This window comes from Sneathiella glossodoripedis JCM 23214 (genome assembly GCF_000616095.1).
Lineage (GTDB): Bacteria > Pseudomonadota > Alphaproteobacteria > Sneathiellales > Sneathiellaceae > Sneathiella > Sneathiella glossodoripedis.
The window spans coordinates 97,972-119,521 of record NZ_BAMS01000005.1 but is presented as its reverse complement, the minus strand read 5'-3'; the positions used below and the strand labels follow the sequence as shown (position 1 = coordinate 119,521).

Genomic DNA, 21,550 nt, shown 5'->3' with positions numbered 1-21,550 from the left:
ATAAACAAACAGGTGTGAAGTGGTGGAAAAGTTTCAGGCGAAAAACCCTGATTTCGAAGCTGTGGTGCGTGATAGTTTTGCGCGCCAACCCTTTATGGCTCATGTCAATGCTGAAATGACAGCTTTGGCACCAGGTGTATGTGAGCTGAAAACGGTGCGCATGACAGAGCTTACGCAACAGCATGGCTTTTTTCATGGTGGACTTGTTGTCTCCCTCGCAGACTCGGCCGCAGGTTATGCCGCTTATTCTTTGTTTCCGCCCTCAAGCACGGTTTTAACCGTAGATTTGAAAACCAATTTTTTGAACCCTGCGAATGGTCAAATGTTGAAAGCGGTTGGAACTGTTATAAGTGAAGGGGACAAGCTATATCACGTGAAGGCAGAGGCGTTTTCAATTGATAATGGGAAGGAAAAGCTGTGCCTGACCGGACTATTCACCATGATGTGTCTTCAAGGCAAATCTGATGGAGTTGCAGTTGATGGAAAATAAAACTGCTGTAGCTGACCCGCATATGCGCCGATTGGTAGAGGCACGCCTGAACGGGAGCGGTTTTGCTCAAAGCTTGGGAGTTGAAATAGAGATTGTTTCGCCGGGGAATGTAAATGTTTCTTTAGCCTATGGCGATCAGTTGTCTGACAGGGACGGTTGTTTTCACGAAGGAGTGCTCGCTTCAACAGCATCGGTCGCATTGGATTTGGCTGCGGGCACAATAGTCGGGGATAACGCCGAATTTAAAACTGCGGAATATAAGTTTAACAACTTTCAGCCGGCCTGTGGACACAGGTTACTGGCAAAATCACATATAATTAAATCGGGGCGCACCTTGGTTGTTGCTGAAGCCGATTTATTTAGCATTACTACATCTGGCGAGCGGCATGTCGCGACTGTGCTGGCCACTTTGATCACGGTATAACTGGACAAGGAAAAGGAATTTCAATGTCATATACGCACTATCCAAGCCTTAATTTTGATCTGGGTGAAACAGCGGACATGCTCAGGGATACTGTGGCGAATTTCGCATCGACTGAAATCGCGCCGCGGGCCGCTGATATTGATCATACTAATGAATTCCCCGCAGATCTCTGGAAAAAAATGGGAGATTTGGGGCTGCTGGGTATTACCGTTGAAGAAGAATATGGTGGCTCAGGCCTTGGGTATCTTGAGCATTGTGTAGCGGTTGAGGAGATTAGCAGGGCTTCCGCTTCTGTTGGATTGTCTTACGGGGCACATTCCAATTTGTGTGTGAACCAAATCCGTCGCAATGGCACTGAGGAACAAAAACACAAATATCTCCCCAAGCTGATTTCTGGTGAACATGTTGGCTCCCTTGCTATGAGTGAGCCGGGTGCAGGTTCAGATGTTGTTTCCATGAAGCTCAAAGCAACCAAAAAAGGTGACCGTTACATTCTTAACGGCAATAAATTCTGGATTACCAATGGGCCAGACGCGGATGTGCTTGTTGTTTACGCAAAGACCGAACCTGACGCAGGTCCGCGGGGTATAACCGCGTTCATAATTGAAAAGGGTTTCAAAGGTTTTTCGACTGCTCAGAAGCTTGATAAGCTTGGTATGCGAGGCTCCAACACATGTGAACTTGTCTTTGAAGATTGCGAAGTTCCTGAGGAAAATATTCTGGGCCCCCTTAACGAAGGTGTCCGTGTGCTCATGAGTGGTCTGGATTATGAAAGAGTTGTTCTCTCCGCGGGGCCACTCGGGATTATGGATGCCTGCATGGATGTGGTTATTCCTTATGTGCATGAGCGTGAGCAGTTCGGCAAACCAATCGGAGAGTTCCAATTGATGCAGGGCAAGATTGCTGACATGTATTCAACAATGAACGCATGTAAAGCCTATGTTTATACTGTGGCAAAAGCGTGCGACAGGGGTGAGACCGCGCGTAAAGATGCAGCAGGTGTGATTTTATATGCGGCGGAAAAAGCGACATGGATGGCTCTTGAAGCTATTCAGGCGCTGGGCGGTAACGGCTATATCAACGAGTATCCTACGGGCCGTCTGCTTCGGGATGCGAAGCTTTATGAAATTGGTGCAGGCACCAGTGAAATCAGACGTATGCTGATTGGCCGCGAACTATTCAACGAAACCGCTTAAGTAAAACATGATAAATAGCCAGCGGGCTTTTTGGCTGGTATGGAGACTAAAATGAGTAATGATCCAATTGTAATCGTTGGTATGGCGCGAACCCCAATGGGTGGCTTTCAAGGTGACCTGGCGGAAGTTAAAGCGCCAGAACTGGGCGCAGTAGCGATTGAAGAAGCGATGAAACGTGCTGGTGTATCTGGCGCGGATATCGACGAAGTTGTTATGGGCTGTGTTCTGCCTGCTGGACTCGGTCAGGCACCTGCGAGGCAAGCTTCGTTCGGGGCTGGAATTCCTGATAATGTGGGATGTACAACTGTCAACAAGATGTGTGGATCTGGAATGCGCGCGGCCATGTACGCACATGACGCCATTGCAGCGGGCAGTGCGAACGTGATGGTTGCTGGTGGGTTTGAGAGCATGACAAACGCGCCATATATCCTGCCCAAAGTTCGTGGTGGACTTAGGTTGGGACACGGAGAGGTCAAAGACCACATGTTCTTGGATGGATTGGAAGATGCCTATGAAGAAGGCCGCCTGATGGGCTCTTTTGCTGAGGAGACTGCAGGTCTTTACCAGTTTACACGCGAAGCACAGGATGCCTATGCAATCGAAAGCCTTAACCGTGCAAAAAAAGCGACGGAAGACGGCAGCTTTGCTGATGAAATCGCGCCGGTCACTGTTAAATCAAGAAAAGGCGACATAGTCGTTGATAAAGATGAGCAGGCTCTCAAAGGAAATCCGGACAAAATACCGACTTTGCGTCCTGCATTTGCCAAAGATGGAACTGTCACAGCCGCCAATGCTTCTTCAATTTCTGATGGTGGTGCCGCATTGGTAATGATGCGTCAGTCTGAAGCTGAAAAGCGTGGATTGAAGCCGATCGCAAGATTTCTCGCTCATTCAACTCATGCCCGTAAACCATCAGAATTTACACTGGCACCCATCGATGCCATCCGTAAAGTTATGGACAAGGTTTCTTGGACAAATGATGACGTTGATCTATTCGAGATTAACGAGGCATTTGCTGTGGTTGCTATGGCGGCGATTAAGGATTTGGGTCTGGATCATGCAAAAGTGAATGTTCACGGGGGAGCCTGTGCGCTTGGTCATCCAGTTGGAGCATCCGGTGCGAGGATTGTTGTTACGCTTTTGAATGCCCTTAAAAAATATGGCAAGACAAAAGGCGTTGCGGCACTTTGTATCGGTGGCGGCGAAGCGACTGCAATGGCAGTTGAACTTGTAAATTAAATCCAATGCCAGACGTGAGGACAGAAATATGATCCTGAGTGAAGAACAGACAATGATCCGTGATATGGCGCGGGACTTTGCCACCAAACGTCTGGCGCCAGATACGATGGCGTGGGAACAGGCGGAAGCCGTTCCGCGCGAAGTTTTTGATGAAATGGGTGCTCTTGGTTTGATGGGTATGACTGTCCCGGAAGCTTATGGCGGAGCTGGAACAGATTTTGTATCTTATGCACTGGCGTTGATGGAGATAGCTGGCGGTGACGGTGCTATTTCCACTGTCATGAGTGTAAATAATTCGCCATGTTGCGCGGCATTGCTAAAAGATGGGACTGAGGAGCAGAAGCAAACCTACCTTACGTCACTGGCCAAAGGGAGATGATCGGAGCTTTCTGCCTGACTGAACCGCAAGCGGGATCAGATGCTTCGGCGTTAAAAACCAGAGCCGTTCGGGATGGAGATGATTTCATCATTAGCGGCACGAAGCAATTTATTACCTCAGGGAAAATTGGCGGTGTAGCGCTTGTCTTTGCTGTTACAGATCCAGCCGCCGGCAAAAAAGGAATAAGTTGCTTTATTGTACCGACAGATAGCGAAGGTTACCGGGTCGCTTCTGTAGAGAAAAAGCTTGGGCAGAAAGCGTCTGATACCTGCCAGATAACTTTCGAAGATGTTCGCGTTCCGGCGTCAAACATGTTGGGTGCAGAAGGCGCTGGGTATAAAATTGCTCTTGCAAATCTGGAAACAGGTCGCATTGGAATTGGTGCTCAAAGCGTCGGTATGGCTGCCGCTGCACTTAATTATGCCATCGAATATGCGAAAGAGCGTAATTCGTTTGATAAGCCAATCATTGAGCATCAGGCGGTTGGTTTTCGCCTTGCTGATATGGCAACAAAGGTCGAAGTAGCACGGCAAATGGTCATACATGCAGCGTCTTTGAAAGATGCTGGCATTCCATGCCTGACAGAGGCAAGTATGGCGAAACTTTTTGCGTCAGAAATGGCAGAAGAGGTTTGTTCAGCTGCGATACAGACTCTGGGTGGAAACGGATTTATCGCGGATTATCCCGTAGAAAAAATTTATCGGGACGTTCGCGTTTGTCAGATTTATGAAGGTACGTCCGATATCCAGAAAATGGTAATAGCCAGAAATTTGGCAGCATAAAAATAATAAGGGGAGGAACTTATGGGTAAAGCTATCGAATTTTTTGTTGAATTCTCGTCACCCTATAACTACATAGCTGTAAATCAAATCGGGGAAGTCGCACAAAGAAATGGTGTCGAGGCGATTTGGCGACCGATTTCCCTCGGTCATGTATGGAAAGCTATTGGCGCTCAAAATGTTGGTCCCGCGTCAATTCCACAAAAAATGAATTATATTAACATGGACAGTAGTCGTTCGGCCCGTATGGCTGGATTGCCAATGGCGAAACCTGCTGTGTTCCCTGTCGACGCCAAACTGGCAAGATTAGTATTTTACCGAATTAACAGAAGTGATCCTGAAAAGGCGAAAGAGTTCGCCCGGGGAGTAAGCCGACAGTTATGGGCTGAAAGCCGCGAAATAACTGCGCCTGAGCATCTTTCCGAGCTTGCGGGTTCGTTAGGTGTGTCAATGGATGAAGTGATCGCTGCAGCCGATGATGCGGAGGCAAAATCTGCTGTAATCTCAGCAACCACAGATGCTGTGGAAAGCGGATGTTTTGGTGTACCGTGGTTCAAGGTTGGTGAACAAGTATTTTGGGGTGCTGATCGTATTGCGCATATCGATCAGTATTTAGCATATAAATCTGGTCAATCGAATTAAGACATGGCCCCGAAAACACGGGGCCATGTTTCGTGGTTTAAAATAGGAAATATCCACCATCAATGAGGAAAGTGTCACCCGTATGGTAAGAGCTGGCGTCAGACATGATATAGACAGCAATACCTCCGAAGTCTTCCGGATTGCCCCAGCGGCGAGCCGGAATACGTGGTTTCACGTTGCTCGCAAATTTTTCCCAGTTGAAAGAGGCTTCGGTCATCGCGGTTTCTATCCAGCCGGGAAGGATGGCATTAGCCGTGATGCCTTTGCCTGCCAGCTCAACCGACAGCGCCCGGATCATGGAGATCAACCCACCTTTGGTCGCAGCATAGTGTTCGTTGCGGGCCGCTCCGGAAACCGCAGCCAGACTGGCAGTGCCTACAAGGCGTCCACCCGGGTCGCCATTTTCAGCGCGCTCGACCATATGCCTGGCAGCTTCCTGCATGGTATAAAACGCTCCGTCCATGTTAATGCCCATAATTTTCTGCCATTCAGCATCTTCGATGTCAGTAAATTTGGTGCCTTTGGACGATATACCAGCATTCGCAAAACAGCCGTCAACACGGCCAAATTGCTTGAGAGTTTCACCAAAGCAGTCTTGAACCTGTTGTTGATTGCTGACATCGCAAATCAGACTGCTCACCTTGGTTCCGGATTTTTTAAGTTCCTCAACCGCAGCGGCATTTTTATCGGCATTTGTTCCCCAAATGCAGACATCTCCACCGGCTTCAGCAATGGCCTTACCCATTCCCAGTCCGATCCCTCCGTTGCCACCTGTGATGAGTGCGACCTTGCCGGTCAAATCAAATGCTTTATAGGCCATTCTTGGCTCCCTTGTTTTCTTTTTTGTGTGCGTTCAGCCCTAGCACATAGCGTTGAATGCGCCAAGCGAATGATCAACTTCAGCTCTGCCAACTCTGCAATCTGTCAGAGGGTGAGCTTAAATTTTGCCAAAAGGAATTTTGCGTAAATGCCTGTTTTAAAAAGCAATCTTAACACCCGAAGCGATGAGTATAAGGCGAATGCCGCCCATATGCAGTCTTTGGTTGACGATTTAAAGGAAAAAGTCTCCCGCGTAAAAATGGGCGGCGGAGAAAGAGCCAGAGAAAAACATCTTTCCCGAGGAAAGCTGCTTCCGCGTGAACGGGTTCGCAAATTACTGGATCCGGGTGCGCCATTTCTTGAGCTAAATCAGATGGCCGCTTGGGACATGTATGGCGGTGATATTAATTCCGCAGGTATTATAACAGGTATTGGCCGTGTTTCAGGACGCGAATGTGTGATTGTTTGCAATGACGCGACTGTAAAAGGGGGAACTTATTACCCTATGACGGTCAAGAAGCATTTGCGGGCTCAGGAAGTTGCGGAACAAAATAACCTGCCTTGTATATATCTTGTTGATAGCGGAGGCGCGAACCTGCCCAATCAGCAGGACGTGTTTCCTGACAGGGATCATTTCGGCCGCATTTTCTATAATCAGGCGAATATGTCCGCAAAGGGCATTCCGCAAATTGCAGTTGTAATGGGCTCATGCACGGCTGGCGGAGCATATGTACCTGCCATGTCTGATGAGAGTGTGATTGTTCGCAACCAGGGCACTATATTTCTGGCAGGCCCACCTCTTGTGAAAGCAGCTACAGGAGAGGTCGTATCTGCAGAGGATTTGGGAGGTGCAGATGTGCATTCCCGCACCTCTGGTGTTACGGATCACTATGCGGAAAATGATTTGCATGCTTTGCAGATTGCGAGGGATATAGTTGCTAATCTGAATCGCCCTAAATCGATGCCACTGGACATTAAAAAGCCGGTAGCTCCACTTTATGATCCGAAGGAGCTGTACGGCCTAATTCCGCAGGATACCAGACAGCCATTTGATGTACGCGAAGTCATTGCCCGAATTGTTGATGGTTCGGAGTTTGATGAATTTAAGAAACTTTACGGAACATCGTTGGTGACAGGTTTCGCACATATCCATGGATATCCTGTCGGTATCGTTGCAAATAACGGTATCTTGTTTTCGGAGAGTTCAGTTAAGGCGCTCACTTCATTGAACTGTGCTGCCAACGAAATATACCGCTTGTGTTTTTGCAGAATATTACCGGGTTTATGGTTGGTCAGAAATATGAGAGTGGTGGTATTGCGAAAGATGGTGCCAAGTTGGTAACAGCGGTTGCGACAGCCAAGGTGCCAAAATTCACGATGATTTTCGGTGGTTCCTTCGGAGCTGGTAACTATGGAATGTGCGGTAGAGCCTATAGCCCGAGGATGTTATGGATGTGGCCAAATTCACGGATATCTGTGATGGGTGGCCCGCAGGCCGCTGCCGTTCTGGCGACTGTAAAACGCGATGGCATGGAAGCACGCGGTGAAACATGGAGCGCGGAGGAAGAAGCGGCATTCAAAGCTCCCGTCGAAGCACAATATGAAAAGGAAGGCCATCCTTATTTCTCAAGCGCGCGATTGTGGGATGATGGCATTCTGGATCCAGCCCAAAGTCGCAAGGTTTTAGGCCTAGCTATTTCCGCGTCACTAAATGCCCCAATTGAGCCAACGAAGTTTGGCCTCTTTAGAATGTAAGGACTGATTATGAGTGAAGAATCTGCTGTACTCCATTTTTCAACAGACGGGATTGCAACCGTTACGCTGAACCGTCCTGAAGTTCACAACGCATTCGATGAGGAATTAATCGAGCGACTTGGGGACATGTTTGCCGATCTTGCCCATCAGGAGGGTGTTCGCGCTGTCGTTGTCGCTGCTGCCGGAAAAAGTTATTGCGCTGGTGCAGACTTGAACTGGATGAAGCGCGCAGCCGGATTTACAGAAGAAGATAATCGCGAAGATGCGTTGGCGTTGGGACGTATGCTCAAGAATTTGCAGGATATTCCAAAGCCTACGATAGCGCTTGTGCAGGGAGCTGCTTATGGCGGCGGACTTGGGCTGGTTGCGGCCTGTGATATTGCCATAGGTGTACGTGCAGCCAAATTCTGTCTCTCTGAAGTTAAGCTTGGATTGCTGCCCGCTGTTATTTCACCCTATGTTGTCGAAGCAATCGGTGTTCGTGCGGCACGTCGGTATTTTCTGACGGCTGAGGTCTTTGATGCCGAAGCGGCGTTTCATCATGGTTTGCTTCATGAGCTGGTTGAAGATGTTCATGATTTGGCACAAGCGCGAGATCGTATACTCAAGCAGGTGATGGCTAACGCACCGGATGCGATGGCAGATTCAAAAAATCTGATTTATACGGTCGCCAACCGCCCCATTGATCAGGCCTTGATTAATGAAACAGCCGATCGAATTGCTGCACGCCGTAAAACAGATGAGGCGAAGGAAGGTATCTCCGCCTTTCTGGAAAAACGTAAAGCTTCATGGAACAACAATTGATAGCTGGGTGAATTAACGTGTTTGATAAAATACTTATAGCGAACCGGGGCGAAATCGCCTGCAGGGTTATTGACACAGCGCGCAAGCTTGGTGTGAAAACGGTTGCCGTCTACTCAGAAGCCGATGCCAATGCAAGGCATGTAAAGATGGCTGATGAAGCCGTGTTGCTGGGTCCTGCAGAAGTCACCGAGAGTTATTTGAAAGCGGATAAAATTCTTCAGATTGCGAAAGATACGGGAGCTCAGGCTATTCATCCGGATACGGGTTTTTATCTGAAAACGCCTCTTTTGCCGAAAAATGCGAGAAAAATGGTGTTGCATTTATAGGTCCGCCAGCGTCTGCCATTCGGGCGATGGGCTTGAAAGATGCTGCCAAGGCGATGATGGAGAAAGCTGGCGTGCCAGTTGTACCCGGCTATCACGGGGAAGATCAGGATCCAAAGTTACTTGCAAGTGAGGCTGAACGTATCGGCTATCCGGTTCTGATCAAGGCTGTTGCAGGTGGCGGCGGTAAAGGCATGCGCCGCGTCAACAGTGCGAAAGAGTTTCCTGCAGCGTTGGAAGGAGCGATGCGGGAGGCGTCAAATGCGTTTGGTGATGAGCGTGTATTGATCGAGAAGTATTTGACGAAACCGCGTCATATTGAAGTTCAGGTATTTGCGGACAAGCATGGAAATGTTGTTCACTTGTTTGAACGTGATTGTTCTTTGCAACGCCGTCACCAGAAAGTCATAGAAGAAGCTCCTGCGCCAGATATGCCTGAGAAGATGCGGGCTGTGATGGGCGAGGCTGCAGTCGCAGCAGCGAAAGCAATAGCTTACGAAGGGGCAGGAACGGTTGAATTTATTGCCGACGTGTCTGACGGTTTAAAGGAAGACGGCTTTTATTTTATGGAAATGAATACCCGTTTGCAGGTGGAACATCCTGTAACGGAGCTGATTACGGGGCAAGATCTTGTTCATTGGCAGTTGATTGTAGCGGACGGCGGAGTGCTTCCACTAGCTCAGGAAGACTTGAGCATTCACGGTCACGCGCTTGAAGCGCGTTTATATGCCGAAGACCCGCAAAATGATTTTCTGCCAGCGACAGGGCCGCTTTTGAGGTTACGCCCGCCACAGGCTGAAGATGGGGTGAGGGTGGATACAGGTGTACTCGAAGGGGATAGTGTCACACCATTTTACGATCCCATGATTGCAAAGCTTATTGTGTGGGGGCAGGACCGCGACGCAGCGCTTCGAAAAATGCAAGCTGCCTTGGCGCGATATGAAGTTGCGGGATTGGTTACAAATCTTGAATTTCTCAAAAATATTGCGTCCCATCCTGCATTTGCTCAAAAAGATTTGGATACCGCTTTCATTGAACGTTTCAGGGATGATCTGGTCCCTCAAGGTGCGAAGGTCAAAGACCGTCACTATGCCCTTGCCGCATTATATCTGACGTTACAGAAGCAGGCAGAAGACGCTGCGGTAGCAGCCCATAGTTCCGATCCATACTCACCTTGGAATTTGGCGGATGGCTGGCGTTTGAATGATGTCGCTCATGTTGATTATTCGTTTGAGTATGGCGACGGTGAAATTACCGTAATGGTCACACAGACAGAAACAGGCTGTGATATCCGGCTTTCGGAAAAAACGATAAGTGCTTCGGCAGATATTCTTGCAGATGGGTCAATGAGGGCCAATCTTGATGGTCACATTATCAAGGCTGCGGTCGTTATCAATAAGGATCGGATGATCATTATTGATGAGGGACAGCAGTTTGAAATCAGGCGAATTGAGCACGATTTCGATAACCTGGCAGATGAAGGCGGGGCGGGTGCGATTACGGCACCAATGCCCGGTAAAATTATCCAGATCAATGTTGCATCCGGAGATGTTGTCCAAAGAGGAGATGCATTGATGGTAATGGAAGCAATGAAGATGGAACATACTCTGTCAGCTGGTAGCGATGGAGTGGTGGGCGATATTTATTTTGAAACCGGCGATCAGGTGGATGAGGGAACGCTTCTTATTCAGATCGAAGCGGAGGATGCTTAATGACTGATTATCCGTCGTCCGTGAGGGTTTTTGAAGTGGGAGCCCGAGATGGGCTGCAAAATGAAAAGACCCAAATTCCCACAAATGTGAAAGTCGAACTGATAGAGCGTTTGGTCGATGCCGGGGTAAAGGCAATCGAGGCTGGCAGCTTTGTATCCCCAAAATGGGTTCCGCAAATGGCTGATACCGCAGAAGTGATGGGGCAAATTTCCAGAGAGGAAAACGTATCCTACAGTGTACTGACCCCAAATTTGAAAGGGTACGAAAAAGCGTTTGAGCACAATGCAGACGAAATACTGATTTTTACTGCCGCGTCTGAAGAGTTCAATAAGCGTAACATTAACTGTTCCATTGCCGAAAGTCTGGAGCGCTTCGCGCCGGTGGTAGAGCGTGCGAAAAAGGATGGCATCAATTTCAAGGCAAGTGTTTCCTGCTCGCTCGGCAGTCCATTTGGTGAAGAGATTACGCCTGCCGCTGTCGCAGACGTTGCCGATAAATTGTATCAGATGGGGTCTTATGAAATTTCAATTGCCGATACAATTGGTGTTGGAACTCCGTTAAAAACCAAGCAGGTTCTGGAGGCCGTTGCAAATAAAATTCCGCTTGAGGCCATAGGAGTGCATTTTCATGATACCTACGGCCAGGCGTTGTCCAATATACTGATAGCCTTGCAACTTGGGATAACAAAAATTGACAGTTCTGTTGCGGGGTTGGGAGGATGCCCTTATGCACCCGGTGCCACCGGGAATGTGGCGACAGAAGATGTAGTATATATGTTGAACGGTATGGGAATTGATAGTGGCCTCGATTTGAAGAAACTGGTAAAAACAGCTTGGTTTATTTCAGATCACCTCGGCAGACCCCCGGTATCCCGGGTTGCCAATGCGCTCAAAAGCAAGTTGGGCCGAGACACCTAGCAACAAAAAGAAACAGGATACATGACGGTACATCTGGTTAAAGTCTGTGTGGGCATTTCATCAATCGAACAGCTTAGGAGTTCGCAAGCCAGGAGGTTGATTGCCGGACCGATCTGCCATGTAACCAAGCAACGCCCGCAAAGGGAAGCAGAGTTACTAGATGGTGGATCGCTCTACTGGATAATCAAAGGGCATATTGCGGTTCGACAACGTGTCGTTGAGCTTGAGCGGTTGATTGATCACGAAGGCGAAAAATGCGGACTTGTACTTGACTCAGAGCTTGTTGAAACCGAACTGGTCAAACGAGGGCCGCATCAGGCTGGCGATACCTTGAAGCCGCTGATGCGCCGCGAGATCTTCGCGATATTGTCGAAGAAGCCAATGATGATGAGGAAAGCGAAGGTGAGCTTTCCCCAGAAATGGCGGCGGAATTAAGAGAGCTTGGCCTTCTTTAGGTCAATTAGGCTTGATCCATACTGCCGTGTCGTGAAAAGCGGCTCCGCCATTTGGCTTTGCAGCGTCCGCACCTACAAGTAGGTTAATACCAATTTTTTCGATGAAGTGTTTGTTCGGCCAAATTCCTTCTACGACAACCGTTCCTGGCTGTAATCCATCAAAAATATCAACATGGATAAGCAGTGAGCCTTGCGCGTTGCCCATACGGACTACATCATCCTGATTTACCCCGATATTCTTGGCATCCTCTGGGTGGAGGAGAACAGTCGGCCGTTTTTCACGTTTAAGCGAAGATGGAGTTGCCGTAAACGAGGTGTTGAGAAAATTTCTCGCCGGCGCAGTCACCAGACGATAGGGGTGCTGCTCATCAGGTTTCTGAATAACGTCCCAATGGTCGGGGAGGGCCGGCATACCGCTGAAATTGCGTCCTACCTCTGACCAGTCAGCGGCGAAGTGAAATTTACCATCCTCATGGCCGAAACCATTGAGAAAATGCGCTTCTTCAAAGGGAACTTGTGCGTCTACCCATTTGGATTGCATAAAGGTTTCCACATCGGGCCAGCCGGATGATTTTAGCAATTTTTCAATTAGCTCAATTTCTGTAAGCTGAAATCCTTCATGCTCTGCACCCAGTCGTTTTGCCAGTTCGCATATGACCCAGTGGTTTGAACGGCATTCACCTAAAGGTTCAATGACTTTCCGCCCAAGCGTAATGTGGTTCTGACCGCCTCCCTGATAGATGTCATCATGCTCCACAAAGGTTGTTGCGGGGAGTACGATATCGGCCATTTTTGCAGTTTCTGTCATGAACTGCTCATGCACACATACAAAAAGGTCTTCGCGCGCGAAGCCAGCGTGAACTTTTGCAAGTTCAGGGGCAACATCCATTGGATTGGTGTTTTGGATGAGCATTGCTGTTATCGGCGGTCCATCTTTAAGGTCCTGCGGATCCCCAGTTAAAACCGGACCGATGCGGGATTGATCGAGCATACGAACTTTTGGATCAAGGGCATCATGCCCCTCAATCAGGGACATATCCCAATGGAAAATTGCGCCATTTGTATGAAAAGCTCCGCCGCCTTCGTGTTTCCAGCTGCCGGTAACGGCAGCAATACATGTAGCAGCATGCATGTTAACTGCACCATTGCGACTACGTGTAAACCCATATCCAAGCCGTAGGAACGTCTTCGGTGTTTTGCCAATTAAATGGGCGACCTCTGTAATTTCGGCGACTGTGAGTCCAGTAATATCAGATGCCCATTGTGGGGTCTTTGTTTGCAAATGTTCTTCAAATTCGAGAAAATCCCGTGTGTATTTTTCCAAATACTCCCGATCAGCCATGCCATCTCTGAATAATATATGCATGATACCGAGTGCCAATGCACCGTCTGTACCGGGTTTAAGCATCAGGTGATGGTCGGCTGCTATGGCGGTTGCATTGCGATAAGGATCAATTACCACTATTTTGGCGCCTCGTTCCTTTCGGGCGCGTGTGGCATGTGTCATGACATTGATCTGAGTATGAACCGCGTTAGTGCCCCAAATTACAACAAGATCTGACTTTGCCATCTCTCTTGGATCTGCTCCGCGATAAACGCCAACGCCGGCTTTCCACCCCGCTCTGGCAAGATTGATGCAAATTGTAGATTCCTGGCCGGCGTACTTTTTTACATGACGCAAGCGATTGATGCCGTCACGGTGCACAAGTCCCATGGTGCCCGCATAGTAGTATGGCCATACGGTTTCGGGTCCCAATTTTTTCTCTTGTTCGAGAAATTTATTGGCAACGGTATCGAGGGCTTCTTCCCAACTTATACGCTCCCATTTGCCCTCTCCTTTTGCACCAACCCGTTTGAGAGGATGCATCAGCCGATCAGGGTGATGTGTCCTCTCAGCATAGCGCGCAACCTTTGCACAGATGACCCCCGCTGTGTAACTATTGTCTTCAGCTCCTCTGACGCGACCAATTTTTTGAGGGCCCAGTTTTTCAACTTCTAGCGAGCAAGTGGATGGGCAATCGTGAGGACAGGCAGACGAAAAAATTTCCGGTTTAGATGCAGCAGACATATAAGAGCTCAGTTGTGGGACAAATATTTTTATTTGGGTTTCAAGATTAGTAATTTATCCATCTGGCGGCAATATAACAATGTGGGATGCGGCGACATTTCCGTATAATGGCTGGCAATAACAATCCTGACGCGATATACGCTTCAGAAGAATTTTGATTTGGTAGGGTTCAATTCGGTCTTGAAGAAACTCTTGAAAAGCGATCTGGCAGTTACTTGTATAAGCGCTTTGGCGACGGCCTATATTTGGTTTGTATACAAAACTACGCGCTGGAGACGGATAAATGACGAAGTGCCGATGCAAATGGTGAAGGATGGAAAGCCCTTCATCATTGCGTTTTGGCATGGTCGTTTGTTGATGATGGCGCCCTTGTTGCCCTCACATGGGAAATTCAGCGTAATGATTTCCCAGCATGGTGATGGGGAATTAATTGCGAGGACTGTGAAGCCATTAGGAGTCGATAGTGTAAGGGGTTCGAGCTCTCAAGGAGGAGCGGCAGCGTTTAAGGAGTTGCTGAAGGTGACCAAACGGAACGAAGTCGCAATCATTACGCCGGACGGGCCGCGCGGACCCAGAATGCGAGCACAAAAAGGGATTGTTGCAATTGCTGCGATGACCGGCCTCCCCATTTTCCCGGTTAGCTTTGCGACAACGCGCATGAAGTATTTGAAAAGTTGGGATCGTTTTGCGCTTGCTAAGCCTTTTGCGAAAGGGGTCATGGTATGGGGAGATCCCATATATGTACCGCGTAAAGACGAAAATGGGGCCCATGAGAGAATGAAACGAGTGATAGAAGAACAATTGACTCAGGTCACGCAATCAAGCGATCAATTATGCTGTCAACAACCTGTTGAGCCCGCCCCAGCGGAAGAGGTCGTGAAAAAAAACCAGAGAGTGACGTGATTTTATGTATTTGACTGTTTATAACTGGTTTTTGTCACTCTCAACGCCTCTAATTAAAGCGCATATCAAGAAAAGGCTTGCTGAGGGCAAGGAAGATGAAAATCGATATGAGGAACGCTTTGGTGATCCGGGCCGACAACGGCCGGCAGGTGAGCTACTCTGGATTCACGCAGCTTCTGTCGGCGAGTCGATGTCAACGCTTCCGCTTATTCAAAATTTGTTGGCTCGAAATAGTAATCGGACAATTATGCTGACGACGGGTTCTGTAACCTCAGCGCGTCTCATGGAAGAGCGATTACCTGCCGGTGCATTCCATCAATATATCCCCATTGACACTAAAGAAGCTGTTCGGCGGTTTTTGGACTATTGGCAACCACAGGCTGCTATTTGGCTGGAATCTGAGATTTGGCCCAACTTGATAACGCAAACCAAACGCCGGCAAATTCCGATGCTGCTCGTCAATGCTCGGATGACATCCAAATCGTTCAATATGTGGCGAAAAACGGGCAGCATGATCAAGAAGCTGATTAAGTGCTTTGACTATATTCACGCGCAAAATCAGATTACGGCTGACAGGTTGGAATATTTTGGTGCCAAAAATGTTGAAACGCTGGGTAATCTTAAATTTTGTTCGCCGCCATTGCCGTATCAAAAAGATACATTCAGAGTTCTTCGTAATGCGACCAAGGAACGGAAATGCTGGCTTGCAGCAAGCACCCATAAAGGGGAGGAAGCAGTTATCGCTGGAGTGCATCTGGCTTTAAAAGAAAATTTCAAATCGCTTCTTACCATAATTGTTCCGCGGCATCCTGAGCGCGCGCCAGAAATTCGCAAGAAGTTGGAGGAAGCCGGTTTTAACGTGGCTCAGCGGTCAGTCCGTGAAGATATTCAAGAGACGACAGATGTGTATCTGGCAGATACGATCGGTGAGCTTGGACTTTTTTACAGGCTGGTAGATATTGTGTTTATCGGGGGATCTCTTGTAGAAAAAGGGGGGCAAAACCCATTGGAAGCCGCTCGTCTTGATTGTGCAATCCTGTTTGGGGCTGACATGTCCAATTTTGAAGATATAGCAATGGATTTGCTTGACAATCAGGCTGCATTGCAGGTTTCTAATGGCACGGAGCTTGTCACTGCGGCTTCTTCGCTATTTAGTGAGTTGCGTGTTAGAGGCAAGCTTGCGCACAATGCACGTGAAGTTGTAAAGTCGGGTGAGGCGCTGCTGGGACACCTTTCAAATCAGGTGGAAAAAGCAATTGCGGGAAATGGCAAGTGAAGGCACCCAAATTCTGGAATTCACAGTCTGGTTCACTGATGCCAAAGTTATTGGCTCCAATTAGCGTGCTTTACAGAATTTTTGATCAATTAAACCGCAGCAGGCAGACACCTTTGGCAATTCCCATACCTTTAATCTGCATCGGCAATGTGGTTGCAGGTGGTGCAGGAAAGACACCAGTCGCTGTTAGCGTCGCAAAGCTGTTGATCAAGGAAGGTCTGCGGGTTCATTTTCTGTCACGAGGTTATGGCGGGGAAATTAAGGGGCCAGAGCGGGTTGTGCTGGATGTACATACATCCGAAAAAGTTGGTGATGAACCTTTATTGCTCGCATCTGTGGCACCAACTTGGGTTAGTAAAAATCGAGTTTTGGGAGCTAAGGCTGCTGTTGAGGCGGGCGCAGACGTAATCGTCATGGATGACGGTTTTCAGAACCGTTCATTGGTGAAAACAATATCCATTTTGGTTCTTGATGGTGAATTCGGTCTCGGGAACGGCCGCTTGTTGCCAGCAGGCCCACTTAGAGAGCCTTTCGATGAAGCCTTACAGCGGTCAGACGCAGTTGTAACAATAGGTTCCGGAGGTGCTGTTCAGAATCTCGATACCCATGGAAAACCGCTGTTTAAGGCAAACATTGTGCCCCATGCGTTGCAGCGTGAGCTGGTGGGTGAGCGTGTTGTTGCGTTTGCAGGTATCGGTCGACCTGAGAAGTTTTTCAACAGCCTTGCGAAAGCGGGGGCGGAAGTTGTTGAAAAGGTGGAATTTGCTGATCACTATCGATATAAACAGGGTGACATCATGAAACTGGTGGAACGCGCCACTTTGCATAATGCTGCGTTGGTGACAACGCGTAAAGATTATGTTCGTTTGCCCGCTGAAGCCAGATTAATGACAACAGTGTTTGATATTGATTTGATATTTGAACAACCGCAGGCACTGAAAAATCTGGTTTTGAGTTCGTTAGGTAGTCCAGAGCATGCATAAGAAAATTCCGGTGTCGCGCCGCATCAGATATTCGTTGGAATATGCGCTTGCTCGTACTTTTTTCTTTATTTTCAGAGTGCTTGGCCGAAAACGTGCGTCAAATCTTGGGGGGTGGCTTGGTCGCAAAATTGGACCGCTTTTGACGGCACATAAAACTGCTGTTGAAAATATTAGCGCCGCATTGCCTGAGCTTGACCTTGAAGAGCGCGACCGTGTTCTAAAGAAGATGTGGGATAATCTGGGGCGCAATGCTGCAGAAATTCCGTTTGTCCGGGATTTGAAATTTAGCGAGGATGACGTCAGGCTTGTTGGGCAGGAGTACCTGGATGAATTTGTTGCAAGTGGCCAGTCTGCCATATTTGTAACCGCGCATTACGGTCCGTGGGAAGCGACAGCTCTTGCCGGAAAATATTGCAATGTTGACGTAAATATCGTGTATCGTGCGGCGAACAATCCTTTGGTTGAGAATTACTTCCAGCAAGAGAGAAAAGGTGTTGGTTATGAATTCGTTCCTAAGGGAAAGTCAGGGGCACGCTCATTAATCAAAGCGATTAAGGAAAACAGGCCCATCGCGCTGCTAAATGATCAAAAGCAAAATAGTGGGGTGCCAATCCCGTTTTTTGGTCGAGATGCAATGACAGCAACAGCGATCGCTGATTTCGCGTGCAAGCTGAAACTTCCGGTCTATCCTATCCGCGCCGAAAGAACGGAAGGCGGACAAATGCAAGTGACAGTATATCCGGCGATCTATGCGCCTACCGATGGGGATACTCAAAAAAATGTGGTCAGTTTCCTGACCACCATTAATGAGATATACGAAGACTGGATTAGAGAGCGACCGGACCACTGGTTCTGGGTTCACAATCGCTGGTAAAACTAACCGGTCAGTCTATCGACATTAATCCTTTTTGCCCTCGCCGCCTCAACCCTTTCAAGGGCCATTTGGTCGGCGATTTCATGTGTTGGGCGGTTTTCTTTATCCGACCGTTTGAATATATCCAAAGCGGTTTCATGGATTTTGGCAACTTGATTCATCGCTTTTTCGCGATTGAAGTTTGGGCCTCATTGCTGATTAATATGATGCCACCGGCGTTAATTGCGTAATCCGGTGCGTAGAGAATGTTCAGATCACGTAGCGCTTTTCCATGTCGTGGCTTTTCGAGTTGGTTATTTGCGGCACCGGCAACTATCTGCACTTTGAGCCTGGGAATTGAAGCGTCGTTCAGGACGGCCCCCAATGCACAGGGGGCAAAGATGTCGGCGTCCTGATCCAGAATATGTTCAGGTTCAACCGCGGTGGCTCCAAAAAGCTCCTGTGCTTTTTGAACTGATTGCCTGTTAATGTCAGTGACAATAAGTTTTGCGCCTGCCTCATGGAGATATCCGCACAGTCCCATCCCTACATTTCCAAGCCCCTGAACCGCGATGGTCAATCCACGCAAGCTGTCCGTTTTGAGCTTGTATTTTACAGCAGCCGTAATGCCATTGAAGACGCCAAAGGATGTGGCCGGGGATGGATCGCCAGCACCACCCTCGGAAATCCCGGAAATATACGGCGTGGATTTACGAGCCCATTCCATACGTTGAACTGTTGTTCCTACGTCTTCGGCAGCAATATAATTTCCGTTAAGACGGTGTACCGCTTTTCCGAACGCCCTGAACAAGGCTTCGGTCCCATCCTGCTGTGGGTCACCTATGATAACCGACTTCCCACCGCCCAGATTTAAACCCGCAAGTGAGGATTTATACGTCATGCCCTTTGATAAGCGCAGTACGTCTGTTATTGCCTCCTCTTCACTGGCGTAATTCCACATTCGTGTGCCACCAAGCGCTGGCCCGAGTGTGGTATCATGAATAGCAATAATTGCCTTTAGACCGGTTGTTCTGTCCTTGAAAAATAGGACGCTTTCATGGTCATAAAATTCGTTGGAATTAAAAATAGTCATAAAAAATATCCTCCCGATCTGGTAAGGATTTTTCGCTTTTGAAGGAAAAATCAATAGGCAGGATGAGAACTTTTCAAATTCGCATTAAGCTTGCGAAAAGGCGCTTTTCTGCGAAATATGAGGAATTAAAATAAGAAAAAAATGAAATATTATCGATGTGCTGTATCGTTTGTGTTCTTATAAAAAGAGAGTGAACTTAAAAATAGATTCATGCATTAAGGCCATTTGCAACATATTCACCAATGGCAAGGCTGGAAGTCAGGCCGGGGCTTTCCATACCATACAGGCACATTAATCCGTCAATGCCATGCTCTTTCGGGCCTTGGATACAGAAATCCATCATCGGGTCATTAGGGCCCTGTATTTTTGGCCTGATGCCTGAATAAGCGCTTTGCAGGCAATTATCGGGTAAGGCCGGATAATATTTTCGAATGGCTTCATAAAAACTCTCTGCTCTCGCTGGATCAACCGAGTAGTCTATGGCCTGAACCCATTCCTGATCAGGTCCAAAACGAACCTGCCCAGCCAGATCAAGGGTCACATGTACTCCGAGGCTTGCTGTGTTTGGGACCGGATAAATCAAATGTTTAAAAGGGCTGGGCTTTGACATGGTAAAGTAGCTGCCTTTGGTCAGGTGACGCTGGGGGATGGTACTTTTGGCCAAGCCTTTTATATTTGACGAGACGAGTTGGCTTTGAAGTCCTCCGGAGTTCACCAGATAGGTGCAGGTGATTTCTGTGTCTCCACATGTGATCACAAAGCCATCCTCTCTGACAGTCGCTGCCTCAAAGGGTGACTGATAAGCGATATGCCCTCCCAAACTCTGGATATTTCCAACCAGTGAAAGCATATACTGATGAGTGTCGATTATTCCCGTTGATGGCGATAGAAGGCCGCCTGTCGCGCTTAACTGAGGCTCCAGCCTTTTGATATCCTGTACGGTTAGATCTGCAAGGTCATGTACACCATTTTTATTGGCCTTGTTTCGGATTGACTTTAATACAGCCAGTTCCTGCTCAGTGGTTGCGACAATCAATTTTCCACAATTTTGGTGAGGTATTTTATGGGTCCTGCAGTAGGCATAAAGCAGCTTCTTTCCTTCCACGCACAGGCGCGCTTTCAGACTGTTTTCTGCATAATAAATCCCCGCATGAATAACTTCAGAATTGCGCGAGGAAGTTTCTTCACCAAAAGTGGCATTCCGCTCCAAAATCAGAACATTGTGCCCGCGTTTGGCAAGCGAATACCCGATTGCCAGGCCAATTACCCCTGCGCCAATTATTACTGAGTCAAAATCCTTTTCCATAACTGAGTGTTAGCAGTTTCACAAAAGATTGAACATGGTTTTCAGGACGTTTTCCTGGGTTTGCTCTAAACTCATATCATGATGAGAAATCTGATCGCTAAATTAACGGTCTGTGTTTTTGGTTCCCTGCTTTTTATAAAGGCGGCGGGTGCTGATCCTGACTTTTGGAAATATGAGTGGCCAAACACCGACTTTACGAAAACCAGTGTAAATTTTCAGGAAATTTTATCAGGTGGTCCCCCAAAAGATGGCATCCCCGCGATCGATAACCCAATTTTTGCCCCAGTAGGGAAAATATCAGGAATCTCAAAAAACGAACCAGTCATCACCGTTGAAATCTCCGGCAAGGCTCGCGCTTATCCACTTCAGGTGTTGATGTGGCATGAAATTGTTAATGATGAACTGGCGGGCATTCCGATTTCTGTGACCTTTTGCCCTCTGTGCAACGCATCAATTGTTTTTGACAGGCGACTAAAGAGAGAAGGGGGCAGCGATCTTGTTTTGGATTTTGGAACCACCGGTAAACTTCGTAATTCAGATCTTGTGATGTATGACAGGCAAACTGAAAGCTGGTGGCAGCAATTTACAGGTGAAGCGATTGTAGGGGATCTCACCGGAGAATCTCTTACCATGATTCCTGCGCGTATTGAGTCATTTAACCGGTTAAAATCGCGCTTTCCTGAAGCGGAGGTCCTTCTACCCAATAATCCGAACGCGCGGGCCTATGGAAAGAACCCCTATGTTGGTTATGATAGTTTGGATGTTCCCTTTCTCTATCGCGGAGAATATCCCGCGAATGTTGCACCGTTAAGTCGAGTAGTTGCTGTGGGTGAACATGTTTGGTCGCTTGATTATATACGCAAGGAAAAGCGGATTGAGACGCAGGACGGAATAATTGTTGAATGGGAAAAAGGGCAGAATTCTGCGCTAGACGCCGCAATTATTGGAGAGGGAACGGACATAGGTAATATAATTGCCTATAAAATGGTCAATAATAAACCCATTGATGTTGTCTATCGGGTGGATTTCGCATTTGCCTACCATGCGTTCCATCCTGACAAAAAAATAATTACTAAATAAATCCTTCAGCGATTTTCTCTATATCTCCACATTAATGTAGGGCTTGCTACTATA

17 protein-coding genes and 4 pseudogenes are annotated in these 21,550 nt (G+C 47.9%); 17 read left to right on the top strand and 4 right to left on the bottom strand.

What is annotated here, in order from left to right:
• Positions 1–22: 22 nt before the first annotated feature.
• From JCM23214_RS16275 to JCM23214_RS16250, 6 genes and pseudogenes are all read left to right on the top strand, one after another.
• A complete protein-coding gene (locus JCM23214_RS16275; protein ID WP_025899862.1) occupies positions 23–490 on the top strand; it encodes a PaaI family thioesterase in 468 nt (155 codons plus the stop codon).
• Entirely contained in the window at positions 480–914 is a 435-nt protein-coding gene (locus JCM23214_RS16270; protein WP_148301920.1) for a PaaI family thioesterase, read from the top strand. The genes JCM23214_RS16275 and JCM23214_RS16270 overlap by 11 nt, the downstream gene beginning before the upstream one ends.
• 23 nt (positions 915–937) lie before the next feature.
• Positions 938–2,110 carry an isovaleryl-CoA dehydrogenase gene (locus JCM23214_RS16265; protein WP_025899860.1) on the top strand — a complete coding sequence of 391 codons (1,173 nt, stop codon included), beginning with the start codon at positions 938–940 and terminating at the stop codon, positions 2,108–2,110.
• A 51-nt stretch (positions 2,111–2,161) separates the two neighbouring features.
• Positions 2,162–3,349: an acetyl-CoA C-acyltransferase gene (locus tag JCM23214_RS16260; RefSeq protein ID WP_199899681.1), complete on the top strand. Its 1,188-nt coding sequence runs from the start codon at positions 2,162–2,164 to the stop codon at positions 3,347–3,349.
• A gap of 28 nt (positions 3,350–3,377) precedes the next feature.
• Positions 3,378–4,510, top strand: a pseudogene (locus JCM23214_RS21455) (acyl-CoA dehydrogenase family protein).
• 21 nt (positions 4,511–4,531) lie between these two features.
• On the top strand, positions 4,532–5,149 hold the full coding sequence (locus tag JCM23214_RS16250) for a 2-hydroxychromene-2-carboxylate isomerase (protein WP_025899858.1): 618 nt from the start codon (positions 4,532–4,534) through the stop codon (positions 5,147–5,149).
• 37 nt (positions 5,150–5,186) lie between these two features.
• On the opposite strand, the gene JCM23214_RS16245 is transcribed toward JCM23214_RS16250, so the two are convergent.
• Complete coding sequence (locus tag JCM23214_RS16245) at positions 5,187–5,969, bottom strand: SDR family NAD(P)-dependent oxidoreductase (RefSeq protein ID WP_025899857.1); 783 nt, start codon at positions 5,967–5,969, stop codon at positions 5,187–5,189.
• A gap of 147 nt (positions 5,970–6,116) precedes the next feature.
• On the opposite strand from JCM23214_RS16245, the pseudogene JCM23214_RS21450 reads away from it, so the two are divergent.
• From JCM23214_RS21450 to JCM23214_RS21440, 6 genes and pseudogenes are all read left to right on the top strand, one after another.
• Positions 6,117–7,723: pseudogene (locus JCM23214_RS21450) on the top strand (carboxyl transferase domain-containing protein).
• 9 nt (positions 7,724–7,732) lie between these two features.
• On the top strand, positions 7,733–8,527 hold the full coding sequence (locus tag JCM23214_RS16235) for an enoyl-CoA hydratase-related protein (RefSeq protein ID WP_025899856.1): 795 nt from the start codon (positions 7,733–7,735) through the stop codon (positions 8,525–8,527).
• Between the two features lie 17 nt (positions 8,528–8,544).
• The gene (locus JCM23214_RS26315) at positions 8,545–8,853 is read left to right on the top strand and encodes a biotin carboxylase N-terminal domain-containing protein (RefSeq protein WP_304945165.1); all 309 of its coding nucleotides are present in this window, start codon (positions 8,545–8,547) and stop codon (positions 8,851–8,853) included.
• A gap of 32 nt (positions 8,854–8,885) precedes the next feature.
• Positions 8,886–10,562: an acetyl/propionyl/methylcrotonyl-CoA carboxylase subunit alpha gene (locus JCM23214_RS21445; protein ID WP_304945164.1), complete on the top strand. Its 1,677-nt coding sequence runs from the start codon at positions 8,886–8,888 to the stop codon at positions 10,560–10,562.
• A complete protein-coding gene (locus tag JCM23214_RS16225) occupies positions 10,562–11,479 on the top strand; it encodes a hydroxymethylglutaryl-CoA lyase (protein WP_025899855.1) in 918 nt (305 codons plus the stop codon). Before JCM23214_RS21445 ends, JCM23214_RS16225 begins: the two co-directional genes overlap by 1 nt.
• A 21-nt stretch (positions 11,480–11,500) precedes the next feature.
• A pseudogene (locus JCM23214_RS21440) lies at positions 11,501–11,934 on the top strand (DUF1489 domain-containing protein).
• Position 11,935: 1 nt separating this feature from the next.
• Here the strand turns inward: JCM23214_RS21440 and JCM23214_RS16215 are convergent.
• A complete protein-coding gene (locus JCM23214_RS16215) occupies positions 11,936–14,002 on the bottom strand; it encodes a molybdopterin-dependent oxidoreductase (RefSeq protein WP_025899854.1) in 2,067 nt (688 codons plus the stop codon).
• 180 nt (positions 14,003–14,182) lie between these two features.
• Between JCM23214_RS16215 and JCM23214_RS16210 the strand changes: the two genes are divergently transcribed.
• Genes JCM23214_RS16210 through JCM23214_RS21435 form a run of 4 tightly spaced genes read left to right on the top strand, consistent with a single transcriptional unit; the run spans position 14,183 to position 18,038 of the window.
• Positions 14,183–14,905, top strand: a complete 723-nt coding sequence (locus JCM23214_RS16210; protein ID WP_037493861.1) for a lysophospholipid acyltransferase family protein — start codon at positions 14,183–14,185, stop codon at positions 14,903–14,905.
• 4 nt (positions 14,906–14,909) lie between these two features.
• Complete coding sequence (locus JCM23214_RS16205; RefSeq protein ID WP_025899852.1) at positions 14,910–16,181, top strand: 3-deoxy-D-manno-octulosonic acid transferase; 1,272 nt, start codon at positions 14,910–14,912, stop codon at positions 16,179–16,181.
• Positions 16,178–17,164, top strand: coding sequence for a tetraacyldisaccharide 4'-kinase (gene lpxK / locus JCM23214_RS16200; RefSeq protein WP_025899851.1), 987 nt, complete (start codon positions 16,178–16,180; stop codon positions 17,162–17,164). The genes JCM23214_RS16205 and lpxK overlap by 4 nt, the downstream gene beginning before the upstream one ends.
• Complete coding sequence (locus tag JCM23214_RS21435; protein ID WP_037493804.1) at positions 17,157–18,038, top strand: lysophospholipid acyltransferase family protein; 882 nt, start codon at positions 17,157–17,159, stop codon at positions 18,036–18,038. Before lpxK ends, JCM23214_RS21435 begins: the two co-directional genes overlap by 8 nt.
• A gap of 2 nt (positions 18,039–18,040) precedes the next feature.
• Here the strand turns inward: JCM23214_RS21435 and JCM23214_RS21430 are convergent.
• Positions 18,041–19,110, bottom strand: a pseudogene (locus JCM23214_RS21430) (Leu/Phe/Val dehydrogenase).
• Positions 19,111–19,318: 208 nt separating this feature from the next.
• A complete protein-coding gene (locus tag JCM23214_RS16185) occupies positions 19,319–20,416 on the bottom strand; it encodes an NAD(P)/FAD-dependent oxidoreductase (RefSeq protein ID WP_025899850.1) in 1,098 nt (365 codons plus the stop codon).
• Between the two features lie 81 nt (positions 20,417–20,497).
• Here JCM23214_RS16185 and JCM23214_RS16180 point away from each other — a divergent pair, with 81 nt between their 5' ends.
• Positions 20,498–21,496: a DUF3179 domain-containing protein gene (locus JCM23214_RS16180; RefSeq protein WP_025899849.1), complete on the top strand. Its 999-nt coding sequence runs from the start codon at positions 20,498–20,500 to the stop codon at positions 21,494–21,496.
• The last annotated feature ends 54 nt before the right edge of the window (positions 21,497–21,550 follow it).